At 69.2% G+C, this 12844-nt stretch carries 11 protein-coding genes; 8 read left to right on the forward strand and 3 right to left on the reverse strand.

All coding sequences use genetic code 11. The annotated features are described in order from the left end of the window. Positions 1-79: 79 nt before the first annotated feature. Together KCH48_RS30145 and KCH48_RS30150 are read left to right on the forward strand one after the other, a co-directional pair. The gene (locus tag KCH48_RS30145; RefSeq protein ID WP_210578074.1) at positions 80-1054 is read left to right on the forward strand and encodes a class I SAM-dependent methyltransferase; all 975 of its coding nucleotides are present in this window, start codon (positions 80-82) and stop codon (positions 1052-1054) included. 209 nt (positions 1055-1263) lie between these two features. Beyond that, positions 1264-2832, forward strand: a complete 1569-nt coding sequence (locus tag KCH48_RS30150; RefSeq protein WP_210578278.1) for a phospholipid carrier-dependent glycosyltransferase — start codon at positions 1264-1266, stop codon at positions 2830-2832. Positions 2833-2835: 3 nt separating this feature from the next. Here KCH48_RS30150 and KCH48_RS30155 read toward each other — a convergent pair whose 3' ends face one another. Next, positions 2836-3537, reverse strand: coding sequence for a class I SAM-dependent methyltransferase (locus tag KCH48_RS30155; protein ID WP_307840984.1), 702 nt, complete (start codon positions 3535-3537; stop codon positions 2836-2838). A 602-nt stretch (positions 3538-4139) separates the two neighbouring features. On the opposite strand from KCH48_RS30155, the gene KCH48_RS30160 reads away from it, so the two are divergent. The 5 genes from KCH48_RS30160 to KCH48_RS30180 all read left to right on the forward strand — a co-directional run bounded on the left by KCH48_RS30160 (position 4140) and on the right by KCH48_RS30180 (position 7553). Next, a complete protein-coding gene (locus KCH48_RS30160; protein WP_210578075.1) occupies positions 4140-4688 on the forward strand; it encodes a SigE family RNA polymerase sigma factor in 549 nt (182 codons plus the stop codon). Then, positions 4685-5908, forward strand: coding sequence for a hypothetical protein (locus tag KCH48_RS30165; RefSeq protein ID WP_210578076.1), 1224 nt, complete (start codon positions 4685-4687; stop codon positions 5906-5908). Before KCH48_RS30160 ends, KCH48_RS30165 begins: the two co-directional genes overlap by 4 nt. Before the next feature lie 236 nt (positions 5909-6144). Continuing rightward, positions 6145-6528, forward strand: coding sequence for a DUF6193 family natural product biosynthesis protein (locus KCH48_RS30170; RefSeq protein ID WP_246886108.1), 384 nt, complete (start codon positions 6145-6147; stop codon positions 6526-6528). 339 nt (positions 6529-6867) lie between these two features. Further along, complete coding sequence (locus KCH48_RS30175) at positions 6868-7110, forward strand: type II toxin-antitoxin system Phd/YefM family antitoxin (protein ID WP_210578077.1); 243 nt, start codon at positions 6868-6870, stop codon at positions 7108-7110. Further along, positions 7107-7553, forward strand: a complete 447-nt coding sequence (locus KCH48_RS30180; RefSeq protein WP_210578078.1) for a PIN domain-containing protein — start codon at positions 7107-7109, stop codon at positions 7551-7553. The genes KCH48_RS30175 and KCH48_RS30180 overlap by 4 nt, the downstream gene beginning before the upstream one ends. Before the next feature lie 96 nt (positions 7554-7649). Here KCH48_RS30180 and KCH48_RS30185 read toward each other — a convergent pair whose 3' ends face one another. Together KCH48_RS30185 and KCH48_RS30190 are read right to left on the reverse strand one after the other, a co-directional pair. Then, positions 7650-9977: a glycosyltransferase gene (locus tag KCH48_RS30185; RefSeq protein WP_210578079.1), complete on the reverse strand. Its 2328-nt coding sequence runs from the start codon at positions 9975-9977 to the stop codon at positions 7650-7652. Then, the gene (locus KCH48_RS30190) at positions 9974-11437 is read right to left on the reverse strand and encodes a glycosyltransferase family 29 protein (RefSeq protein ID WP_210578080.1); all 1464 of its coding nucleotides are present in this window, start codon (positions 11435-11437) and stop codon (positions 9974-9976) included. Before KCH48_RS30190 ends, KCH48_RS30185 begins: the two co-directional genes overlap by 4 nt. A gap of 254 nt (positions 11438-11691) precedes the next feature. Between KCH48_RS30190 and KCH48_RS30195 the strand changes: the two genes are divergently transcribed. Beyond that, complete coding sequence (locus KCH48_RS30195) at positions 11692-12813, forward strand: acyltransferase (protein ID WP_210578081.1); 1122 nt, start codon at positions 11692-11694, stop codon at positions 12811-12813. Positions 12814-12844: the final 31 nt, after the last annotated feature.

The raw sequence follows: 12844 nt of genomic DNA on the forward strand, positions 1-12844 counted from the left end.
CCGCCGATTCCATGGTGAGGCGGTGCCCGTGAACTCTAGGATCACGGGCACCGCCTGATTCGAACACCGTGAGGCATTCATGACGACGCTCGGCCGGCTCTACTCCATGTTCGACAGCGTCAAGCTGCCGGACAACCTGCCCTACACGCAGTGCAGCCAGTGGGAGCTGCAGTTCCTCTACCTCGTGGGGCGGCATCACCTCACCGGCAAGGGCCGGATCGTCGAACTGGGCTCCGGCGGCGGCGGATCGACGTACGCGCTCGCGATGGGCCTCCAGGAGAACCCGGCCTTCGACGCGAAGACGGGACGGCTGCACGCGTACGACTTCTTCCGGGTCGGCAAGGGCACGTACGCCACGGAGAAGTTCTTCGACTCCGGGCACAAGCCGGAGGACGACGACTCGTTCCTGAACGACTTCAAGGGCCGGCTGGAACCCTTCCTTCCCTTCCTGGAGATCCACGCCGGGGACCTGTGGCAGACCTCGGACCCGTCGGACACCAGCCCGGTCGAGTTCCTGCACATCGACATAGCCAAGACCGCCAAGGTCTTCAAGTGCGTGTCGGAGCGGTTCCTGAGCCGCATGCAGCCCGGCACGGTCGTCCTCCACCAGGACTTCGCGGGACCGCGTCTGCCCTGGCTGCACCACAGCACGGGCGCCCTGCTGCCGTACATCGAGATCGCGGGCCCGCCGATCCGCTCCACGCTCGCCTTCGAGGTGACCAAGCCGATCCCCACGGACGTGATGCACCGGATCACCGAGGACGCCTACACGGTCGACGAGAAGCTGAAGCTGATCTCCGCCGTCCAGGACCGCGTCGACCGCGACCACACCGGCGGCATCCCCTTCAAGTCCGTGCTGGAGTTCTCCAAGGCGTTCGTCTGCCACTACGACGGCCAGCACAAGAGGGCCTGGTCGATCGCCAGGCCGCTGCAGACCGACGAGTACCTCAGCCGCACCCGCGCCGACCACTTCGCGCAGCTGAAGAAGGCGTACGAGAGCGCGCCCAAGGTGTCGACGATGTCGAGACTGAAGAAGCTGGTCCGCAAGGGGTGAGAACTGCCCGGAGCGGCCGAAGACCGGTCCAGGGCCCGGCGGTGCGAACGCGCGCCGCCGGGCCGGGTTCTGGGGCCGCACAGACGGAAACCGCCGACAGCGCCACCGAGCGCGACGGGCGGCCCCGAAGACCCGGGGAGCGCTTCACGGCGTTGCGCCGGCACCGACAGCTGGTGTTCGTGCTCGCCGTCGTGGCGCTCCTCGCCCAGATGGCGGTGGCGATGGTCACCACGGCCAAGGAACAGTCCCCGACCACCGACGAGCCGGTGTACGTCGGCACGGCCACGGTCTATCTCAAAGAGCACAGCCTGCGCTACAACCCGGAGCATCCGCCGCTGGGCAAGCTCGTCATCGCGACCGGTGTGCTCGTCGCCGACCCGCATCTCAAGCAGGGCTTCCGCGGTGACCAGAGCAGGCTCGGACGCCATCTGCTGTTCGAGACCGGCAACGACGCGCAGCGGCTGATGCTGTGGGCCCGTACGCCGATGATCGTGCTGACGCTGCTGTTCGGGCTGGTCGTCTGCGCGTTCGCCCGCGACCTCACCGGCCGCGCAGGCGCCCTGGCGGCGCTCGCGTTGTACGCCTTCTCGCCCGATGTCATCGCCCACGGGTCACTGGCCGCCCTCGACGTGCCCGCGGCGGGCTTCGTGCTGACGTCGGTCTGGCTCACCTGGCGGGCCCGCCGGCGACCGGGGCTGTACCTCCCACTGGCGGGGGCCGCGCTCGGCGCGGCCCTGGCCACCAAGATGACCACGCTGCCGGCTGTTCCCGTGGTGCTCCTCCTCGCCGTACTGTCCGTCCTGGCAGCCCGGCGCGCACCCCGGCACGCCCCGCGCCGCAGGGCACAGCCGCTCGCACTCGCCGTCGCGTGGGCGGCCGGGATGGCGCTGATCGCGGTCGCCGTGGTGTGGGCCACCTACCTCGTCGTCGACCCGCGGCTGCACTGGACCGCGCCCGCCGATATGCCCAAGGTGCACGGGCTGCGGGCCCTCGCCGCCGACCTGCTGCCGTTCCCCCGCGAGTACCGGGACGGGATGCTGCTCCAGTTCGGCAAGGGGGAGACCGTGGTGCGGGAGGGCTTCCTCTACGGCCGGCCCTACAACGGCGCGCTCTGGTACTACCTGCCGGCCGCCCTGCTGGTGAAGACGCCGCTCGGCATGCTCGCCCTGTGGGCGGCCGGTGCCGTGGCTCTTTGCGCGATCCGGCAACTGCGACCCGCGGTCCCGTACGTGCTGCTTCCCACGGTCGTTCTGCTCGCCGCGGCCATGACCGGCGACCGCGACCTCGGCGTCCGGTACGCGATCTTCGTACCGTTCTTCCTCGCCGTCGCGGCGGCGGCCGTGATCGCCGTCCGGCGGCGGTGGGCGTACGCCGTCACGGCGACGCTCGTCGCGTTCGTCGGCGTCAGCTCACTCAGCACGTACCCGTACTACCTGCCGTATGCGAACGAGGCGTTCGGCGGGCCTGCGAAGAGCCACCTGTGGCTGCACGACTCGAACGTCGACTGGGGCCAGGACCTCGCCAGGCTCGCCGACCGCCTGCGTCACCGCTACCCGCGCGAGACTGTCTGGCTGGTCTACAAGGGCAGCGGCGAGCCCTCCTACTACGGCATCCACGCCTCCGACCCCATGACCGTCTCCCCGGACAAGGTCCGCGGACTGCTCGTCGTGTCGGACACCGCGGCCGCCACAGCGGAGGCCCCGCTGGCCGCGCTGATCGACAGCAGCAGCGCGGTGGACGAGGTCGGGCACTCGATCCGGATCTATCGCCGGCCCTGATGCTCAGCAGTCGGGGCGGTAGTACGACGCGACGGCCGGCTGGCCCGTGTAGTTGGGGCCGGCCTGCGGGTCGGCGCCGAGGTAGGTGAAGGGCAGGGTGACGGGACGCCCGCCGCGCAGGCTGAGGCGGTGGTCGCGGGCCGAGTAGTGGAAGCCGGCGGCGCGCAATGCCCGCAGGACCGGCCGGGAGAGGTCGCTGCCGTCGGGGTGCCGCAGCGTCGAGGGGTCGAGATGGGCGACCAGCAGGCCGGTCTCGGTGAGCCACGAGGCGGCCCGCGCCAGCAGGGAGAGCCGGTCACCGATGTAGTGCAGCCCGTGGACACAGGTGATCAGGTCATAGCGGCGCTCTGGGGACCAACGGCCGAGGTCTGCGGTGATGAGTTCGAGACCGTCGGGCAGCGCGGGCGGCAGCAGCGGGCCGACCAGGTCCACGCCCGTGATGGTGGCCTCCGGGAGCCGCCGCGCCGCCTCGTGGAGGGCAAGCCCTTCTCCGCTGCACATGTCCAGCCAGGCCGGGATGGGGCCGTGGCTGTTCAGGAACTCGGCGGGGTCGAAGCCGAGTTCGCGACCGTAGCTGTTGACGCCCGTCAGGACCCGCTCACGGTTCATGACGTTGTTGGCCACTACGGAATGGCCGGTCAACTCGTCGTCCTGGACCAACTGGGGCGGCAGTTGGGCCGCTGTCGGCGAAGCATCGTCGATCACCGCACCATTGTGCGACACGCCGACCGAGCGGTGCCCCCGGAGTCAGCGGCAAAGAATCACGGGGCCGGAGGGTCGGGGCGGCGAGGTCCAGCAGCAAATTGCACCAGCTGAGATGGTTGGGAGTGCACCGGAATGATCTTGTTGATGCCGCAGAACTCCACCGCCTCCCAAATGGATCTCGCTGCGCACTCGATGGACGAACGGATCCGGCTCATCGCGTTCCATCCCCCCCTTTTTTGCCGGTCCAAGCCATCAGGAAGGCACCCGACTTCATCACGCCAGCGACACGAGCCGACATGTCTACGGAGCCAAGCGCGCAGCCCTTGATCCCGGCGGGAGGCCGCCAGGCGCCGCCAGCGGGTAGAGCTCCTGGGCGAGCTAGCGATCTTGGTCGTGAACTCGTCTACCAGGAGCTTCATCGCGTCAGATGGCCGGGGAGTAGCCCAACTCGCCTGCGCCGCAGCCACGTTGGAAAAGGTTCACTGCATTCGAACTCCGTGGCTCGGCAGGTGAAGTCACCTTCGACGCATAGTGCCGCGCTTCCGCAGGCGTCTTCAGGGTCAGTACCGGTGCTGCACATCATCGACGGAGGGGGGTGGGCGATGGACCAGGCGAGTGAGGACAGCTTCCGCGAGTTCGTGGAAAGCAGATCCGCCGTGCTGCTCAGGCTCTCGCTGCTGCTCAGCGGCGGGGACCGCGGAGCGGCCGAGGACCTGCTGCAGAACGCCCTGATCAAGGCCGCCGGACACTGGCAGCGGATCGAGGAACCGGAGGTGTACGTCCGCCAGATCCTCTACCGCCAGCAGATCGGGTGGTGGCGGCTGAAGTGGCCGTCACGGGAGCAGAGCGTGGCCGAGCTGCCCGAGACCCGCACCGGCCACGGCGGCGGTGACACCGCGGACGCGGTGGAGCTGCGCCTGATCGTCGGCCGGGCGATGCGGCGGCTCACCACGCGGCAGCGGACCATGCTGGTGCTGCGCTATTACGAGGACCTGCCCGAAGGCGACGTGGCCGAGTTGCTCGGCTGCTCGGTGGGCACGGTCCGCAGCACCACGTACCGCGCGCTGGGCAAGCTGCGCTCCATGGCCCCCGAACTCTCCGCCTTCGCACCGGGCGAGAGCCCGCAGAGCCTCTCGGAGGTCGGACCGTGAACGTAGAAGAACTGCTGCGTGACTCGCTGCGCGGCATGGCCGAGGAAGCGGCCGCGCCGCGGCCCGGCCTCGCCGACCGGGTGCTGCGCACCCGCGCCCGCCGCCGCACCCGCCGCTACGCGGGGGTGATCACGACCGTCGCGGCGATTTTGGCCATCGCCGTGGCCGTGCCCCTGATCGAGTCCGGGCCCGGGGATCCCCGGCCCGCCGTGGAGATCCCGCAGGACGACGTGGTCGCCCGGCCCGGCCAGTCCCCGCCGCGGGAACTGATCGCAGCCGGCGACGTGGCGGTGTCGGCGTACCGCGAGGAGCACACCGAGATGCTGCCGGGCAAGGAGCAGATCACCACCCCGGTCTGGCGCCTGTACAACCCGAACACCGGGCGCTACGAGAAGACCCGCTGGGGCTGGATCGCCGTGGCCCCGGGGATGCAGACAGCGGCCGTGCTGGAGCGGGACTTCCCTGTCCGGCGAATCGGCATCCTCGATCTGGCGACGATGGAGGTCGCGCACTGGATCCCGGTGGACAAGGGGGTGGCCGGAGTCTCGTATTCGGCTGACGGCAAGCGGCTGCTCGCCACGGCGTACTCGGCGAACCCGGACCGCATGCCGCTGGTCGAGTCGGACGTGGGCCGAGCGGAGGAGGCGCTGGAGCCCGTGCCGGGCCAGGTGGTGGAGAACGGAGACCTGTCGGTACGCACCGGCTTCTACGTCATCGACGTGGAGTCCGGCACGGCCGAGTTCGCCGACCGCCCTTCGGACACCGAGGGCAAGATGCAGGGCTTCGGCGGGCGCGAGGACCTCAGCTTCAGCGCCGGTGACCCCGGCCTCGTCTGGGAGCCGAGCGATCTGGGCCGGATGTACTACGACCTGCGGGGCGGGCATGCCCGGCAGCCGGTGGCCGACAGGTATGTGAGCTACTACGAGGCCGGGCTGTCCCCTGATGGAAAGCGGGTCGCGGTGAAGTCGAGGATCGTGGACGCGAAGACCGGCGAGCAGGTCGCGGTGATGCCCGCCGAGCGCCTGATCGCGTGGGTGGACGACAAGCGCCTGATCGCCTGGGGCTGCGATCCCGGGCAGTGCAACGGCAACGACCCGAGCCACCACCGGCTACTCCTCGTCACGGTCGACAGTGAGCAGACGCAGCCGCTGTCCGGCGTACGCGGCGACTCCAGCACGGCATCCGGCAACTGGACACCGGTGATCACCGCGCGGCGATAGCACCATCGCGGGCGTACGGGCCAGAGGCTGTCACAGGCCACGGGCCCGCACGCCCGCCTCATCCGCCGCCAGAAGCGGTCCGCGTTCCGGCCCGCCGGGAGGCCCAGGGCGGTCTGCAGCGCCTGCACCGCCACCATGGGTGGCTCTCGGCAGGTTCGTCGGTCGGCTCCGTCATCCTCTGCGGTGCCGATGCACTGGAGCGCACCAAGGCATGACCGAGGGGACGTGATGGGCTCATGGACAGAGATGCGGAGCGGGACGCGATCGTAGCGGCGAGCTGGCAGAAAGTGCGGGACGACGGGCGCGTACGGGCCGAGTTGCTGGACCTGGCCTACGCGGAACCGCGGCTTCGGCAGCTGTTCGTCTGGACCGGGATGGCGGAGCTGCACTTCAGCCGCTGCACCAGAGGGCGGTGGACCTGGGACATCCCCTTCATCCTGTCCGAGTACGGAGGGACCTACTGCGTCTGGGGTCCCTCCCGGAACGAGTCGGTGGGCCGGGTGGCGACTGCCGAGGAAGCTGTCGCTCTGGTGGTCGAGCGCCTGCCGGAGGGCTGCGGGCCTGCCTTCGTGGGCACCCCCGAGGAACTCGCGGCCCACGAAGGCCGCCACGCGAGCTGAGATGCGGGCCACCAGAGAAGAGTTCGGCTGGAAGATCGGCGCCACGGGGCCGCCACCCCGCCGCCAGGGGCATGGACAAGGACGGACGGCCATCTTGGACTGCCGCCAGCGGCCGCGCCGGCCATACCCGGCGCGGGACAGCGAGCGAGTCAGCGCCCCGCTCCGGGGCCGGGATCGCCGGACCGTAGGCCGCCGGGTCCAGCCGACACGTTCCCCGCCGGGGCCCACTCCCCAGGTCTCGATGGTCAAGGTCTGGATGGTCATGCGGGACGTGCCCGGCTCGGGCGAGGTTCCGGCGTTCAGTGCTGCCCACGCCCGCCATGTAGTAACATGTAATACATGGAAGCTACCGCCCGTGACTTCAACCAGAAGTCCTCGCAGATCCTCGCCGCGGCGGCTCGCGGCGAGACGGTCACCGTCACCAAGAATGGCGTGGCCGTCGCACGTGTCGTGCCCATCTCCGAGGACGACGTGCCTCCGTACCCCACCGACCCGATGGGCGAGATTGAACTCCCCGCCCTCGGGCTTCCCGACCTGACCGATGAGGAGATCGAGGACACGCTCAAGGGGATGGGGTCTTGAGTCTGGTCGCCGTCGCTGACACCAATGCTCTCTACCGGCTCCTCGACCCGAAGCTCACCGGCCACGAGGCGCACAAGAAGGCTCTCGCCACCATCAGCCACCTCATCATCTCCCCGCTGGTGCTGGCCGAGTTGGACTACTTGATCACGTCGAGAGCCGGAGCCCGAAAGGCTCTGGCGGCTGCGCGGTTCATCGAACGCAACGTCGCCACTCGCCGATTCGAAGTGCCGTCAGTCGGCCCCCACCTCAGCTCCGCCATCGCTGTCGCGGAAGGGTATGCGGACGCAGACGGCGGCACAGGCATCGGAATGGCTGACGCCATGAACGTCGCCCTGGCCGCGGCGTATCGAACTGCCGTCGTGTTCACCTCGGACCAGCACTTCCGTATGGTCCGTCCACTGACCGGGCACGACGCGTTCCGGCTGCTCCCTGACGACATGTAGCGCATGCAAGGGCAGAGCGGACGCGCTCCCGCGGCCTGAAGGCCGCGGGAGCGTCGTCGACATCCTCTACGAGGACACGAGGGCGTCCGCCATGGATCAGCCGCCGAGGATCGCGCGCAGATCCGCCGCGTTCGCCTCGGTGACCTTCCACAGTTCCTGCTGCCGGCCGTGTACGTCGGCAACCGTCGCCGCGTGGTCCTTGAGCAGGTCCTTGGAGCGCTCGACCAGCACCGCGGCGAGGTTGCGGTCGTGGACGGAGACGCCCCACTCGGGGCGTTCGATGTCGCGGAGGAAGTACGCCATCTTCGGGTGGGAGATCAGGCTGATGATGGGTGTGCCGCAGCCGAACGGGATCATTCCCGCGTGGCCGCGCATGCCGATCACGAGCTTGGTGCGGGCGTAGAGGTCCCGGATGCCGTCGTTGTCGAAGTCGTACATCGGGATGACGGGCATCGAGATGCCGTGCTCGCGGCGCAGGTCGAAGACGATCTTCTCGTCGTCGAGCGAGTGGGCCACGCACTGGACTTCGGCCAGGTCGCCCAAGTCCCGGACCGCCTTCGCCATTTGGGCCAGGAAGTAAGCGTAGTCATGGCCGAAGCGCAGGCCCGCGCGGTCGTAGGCGGCGTTGATCAGGATGGTGTCGTCGCGGGTCGCCGGGTCCTGCCAGCCGGGTACGAGCTGGCGCGTCACCGTGGTCGGGCACGGCTGGAAACGCACCTTGTCGTGCAGGTGGGCCGGGAGCATGGACCGCACCTTCTCGATCGAGCCGTGGTTGCGCAGCCCGAAGAAGGAGGACTTCTCGACCAGCAGGCGGAGCGAGTCGCGGAAGCGGTTGGCCCGGTAGGACTGTCCGTCGAAGGCGTTGAAGCCGACGGCGTACACCGCGATCGGGACGTCGATGCGGCGCATCAGGTCGTCAGGGACGTTCCACTGCCAGGCGCTGTTGCCGTTCGGCATGGTGTCCGGGATGAACAGGCCGCCACCGCCGATGACCAGACCGCGGCGGGCGTTGACGCGCTCCAGCGCGGCCTCGTCGAACAGCCGGTGGGCGTGCACGGAGTGCCAGCGGCGGGAGCCGGTGTCCGGCCCGAAGGCGCTGCGGACGCTCTCCGGGAGCAGCTTGTCGCCCGCGTTGCCCTGCCGGTCCATGTAGAAGGCGACGTGCGCGAGCTGGTCCTCGGCGGAGCCCTGCTCCTGCGAGGGGACGGCGGACGCGCGCTGCGCCCACAGGCGGCTGGAGCGGTGGGTGATGTCGACGGACAGGCCGCTCGTCGCGTACTTCAGCGCCGAGGCGTTGTCGCCGTGCACCCAGGCCATCTGGGCGAGCCGGGCGTAGGCGGTGGCGGCCCGGTTGGGGGCGGCCGTCGCCAGCAGCAGCTGCGCCTTGGCCTCGTCGTAGCGGGAGACGCTCATCAGGGCGTGGCCGAGCACCTCGTGCGGCCAGGCCGCGTCGAGCGGGATGCGGACGCTTTCCAGGATGTCCACGGCGTCCTGGTAGTTGCCGGTCGCGATGTGCGCGGCGGCCACCTTGCGGGCGGTCTCGACGTCGCCGGTGCGGGCGACGTGCGGGGTGCCGTAGTGCACGACCAGGTCGTGGTGGAGGCCGCCGGAGGAGGAGAGGTAGGCGGCGTGGAAGTCGGCGTCGTCCAGCTCGTACTCGCGCCACTTCTCCTCGGCCAGGCTGTACCCCGACTCGCCGCCCTGCCACGGCTTGTGACGGCCCGTGAAGTGCAGGATCGCGGTGTCCTCGGGGACGGGCTGGTCGCCGGAGAGCCGCCGCTTGACGAAGTTGTAGCGCGCGTCGAGGCGGACGAAGTCGCCGTCGAGGACGGCGTTCAGGATGCCCTGGTCGTGCTTGTCCAGCTCGTAGTCGCCGCTGCGTCCGGTCGCGTCGATCCTGGCGCAGAACTCGTCGCTCAGGTACTCGCGCTGGATGACCAGCAGGCCCGAGTTGAGCTTGTGCTGCCCGTAGAAGAATTGCGACACGGCCGCCAGGCCATGGCGGAGCTTGAGGAGTTCACCGAGGTCGCCGAGGACGACCATGTCGGTGTCGAGCGTGATGACGGTGTCGTACTCACGCATCCGGAAGACGTCGAGGATGAAGTACGCCTTGCGGACCAGGTAGTTGTCCTGGTCGCCCTTCTTGTACGAGTCGTAGTGCGCGTCGTTGACGCGGCGCAGCACGATGCGCGGGTGCAGGGCGCGGATCTTGGCGATCGAGCCGGGGCGCAGATCGTCGTAGAGGACGACGAAGTCCTCGCACACGCTCGGGTTGGACAGCGCGAGGCTGCGCAGCAGGACGAGGAAGCCGGGCAGGTAGTTCTCGTCGACGTAGGACGCGAAGGCGATCCGCCGCTTGCCGGTGAGGTCGGCCGCGGAGTGCGTTGCCTCGGTGGGGGCCCCGGTCAGGGAAGTGGTCGTCATCGCAGGGATATCCTCATGTCGGTCACGCTCTGGGCCCGCTCCATGACCCATGCCTTCTCGCTGGTGTACTCGTGGACGGACGTGATGGCGAGCTTCATCGCTTCCTGGACGCGGTAGGCGCCGCTCTCGTAGAAGTCGAAGCCGATCAGGTCCAGGGTGGGGCTGACGTCCAGGAAGTCCAGCAGGAACAGCATGTTGAAGCCGGTGGTCGGGATGCCGGACCACTGGTCGCTGGAGAGCCGGCCGATGTTGCGCACGGGCCAGCGCAGCGACTCGTCGCCGAGGTGGGTCTGCGCGCCGGGCACCAGCCGGTTGCGCAGCGACCACTTCCAGTCGCCGGAGATTCCGCCGAAGACGAGCCGGGTGTCGACCGGCTTGTCCCAGTTGAAGCCGTGCTTGTGGATCGTGGCGTGGATGTCGGTGCGGCTGCCGGTGTGCTTCGGGTCGATCTTGTACGAGTTGAAGCGCACCACGATGTCGTACGCGTCGATCTCGGCGCCCATCGAACTGGCGCCGACCCGGCCGGAGTTGGCGATCAGACAGACGGACTTGCCGGCGATCCGGTTGCGGAACTCGCCGAGGCTGATCCACTTCACCCCGCCGATCGACGGGTCGGCGACCGGGCCGCGCATCCGGCTGCGGCGCTGCTCGGCGTAGAGCTCGAGCACCTCGGTGAGCGCGGTGACATCGCTGTCGACGGCGATACGCAGGTCCAGGTACTGGCTGAACAGGTCCTGGCGGTCGGCGACGGGGGCGCCGTCGTCCGCCAGCGCGAGCAGCGCGCCGACCATGCGGGGCTCGGCCGCGGCCCAGTCGCCGAGGGCGTGGGCGGTGAGGCCCTCGGCCCAGGTCTCGGTGGGGTTGCCGCGGGCGAACGCCTGGGCGCCCGGGACCTGACGCTTCAGCAGCTCCAGCAGTTGCCGCTCGCGGTCGGCGGCGACCTTCAGGCCGGCGATCTTCGCGGTGACGCCGAAGCCGTCCTCGTCGGTGAGGCCGAGGTAGCGCTCGTACGCCTCCCGCGCCTCGGTCTCCTCGCCGAGGGCCTCCAGCAGGCGGGCACGCAGCCGCCAGCCGGCGCGGGAGTTCTTGCGGTGGGCCAGCACGGTGTCGCTGATCACCAGGGCGAGGTCGAGCTCGTCGTCGTAGCCGCACTTGAGCGCCTGGTTGGCCACGGCGAGCAGGGCGTCGAGCAGTTCAGGGGCCATGCCGCCGCTGGGGACCGCCGCCGAGCCCTTGACCGCGCGCTTGAGCAGCGCTGTGGCACCGGACGCGGGGGCGGGCGCCGCCGTGGCGGGTGTTGTTCCCCACACCACCAGTAGCTTCCGCAACTGCTCGGAGAGCTCGATGCGGCGGCGGTCGATGCTTCCGACGAGTTTGCCGCTGTGTACAGCGCACGCGCGCAAGCAGTCGTCCAGCTCCCCCCCACGCGCACGTGCCCGTCTGTTCTGGACCCTCGTCATGGCGCTCCTGTTTTTTTGCCAAGCCAATGCTTCATGTTTGCTGCCGTGTACAGGCAAGTGGGGGGATCTTGAAACCGTTTACGTATCCGTGGGGGGATGGAGGAAAAAATTAGGAAGTCAAAACGACCTGAAGGTGAACTCCCTGCAACCAGACGGATAATCGTAGCCGCGTCAACCAAGGCTAGTCTGTGATTCGGACTAATGTGCTGGGGCCACCCACAGGAGAGCCCGTCGAGGGGATTTTCGTGACCAGCATGACCGTCCGACCCGCGTCCGAGACGGCCCCGGTCCCGGACCGGAAGCCAGAACGGACGAAACCCCACGGACCCCGACTGCGCGCCCTCGACGGCCTGCGGCTGGTCGCCGCCCTGATGGTGGCCGCCTACCACTACGGCGGCCGGGGCGGAGAGGTCACCACCGCCTGGGGCGGCTCGGCCAAGCACCAGTTCCCCACCCTCCACGAATTCTTCTCGTACGGCTGTCTCGGCGTCCAGATCTTCTTCGTCATCAGCGGCTTCGTGATCTGCATGAGCGGCTGGGGCCGGCCCCTGAAGTCGTTCTTCGCCTCCCGCGTCTCCCGGCTGATGCCCGCGTACTGGGCCGCGATCCTGATAGTGACGGCCGTGTTCGCCCTGCCGATGGTCACCTACAAGGCGCTGTCGCCGAGCGAGACCCTGGTCAACATGACGATGCTTCAGTATCCGCTGGGCGTGGACCGGGTGCTGGGCGTCTGCTGGACCCTGTGGGCCGAGGTCCGCTTCTACGCGCTGTTCGCGCTGTGCGTCGTCCTGCCGGGGGCGACCCGGCAGCGGGTGGTCATGTTCTGCGCGGGCTGGACGCTGCTGGCGGCGATCGCGAAGGGCGCGAAGGAACCATTCCTCGACATCGTGCTGATGCCCGAGTACGCGCCCTTCTTCATCGGCGGCGTCGGCCTCTACCTCATCCACCGCGACCGCAAGGACGTCTACGGCTGGGGCATCGTGGCGGTGAGCTGGCTGGTCGGGCAGCACACCGTGGTGGAGAGCCTGTGGCGCGCGCCCAGCCCGGACGCCTTCGCCAACCGCTCCCAGCTGGTGATCGTGGCCATCGTGACGTTCGGCTTCGTGGCCGTCGCCGCGATCGCGCTGGGCTGGCTGAACTGGGCGAACTGGCACTGGCTGACCGTGGCCGGAGCCCTCACGTACCCCTTCTACCTGGTCCACGAGCACCTCGGCTGGGTGGTGATACACGCGCTCCACAGGGAGATGTACGTATCGTCGGGGCTGACGTTCATCCTGACGATCGCTTCGATGCTGCTGCTGGCCTGGCTGCTGCACCGCTTCGTCGAGAAGCCACTCACACCGCGGCTGCGCAACGCGCTCGCCAAGACGCGCTGACGGGCTCGTCCCCCTACGCTGGTGGCCGCAA

Source organism: Streptomyces sp. GESEQ-4, assembly GCF_017948455.1.
GTDB lineage: Bacteria > Actinomycetota > Actinomycetes > Streptomycetales > Streptomycetaceae > Streptomyces.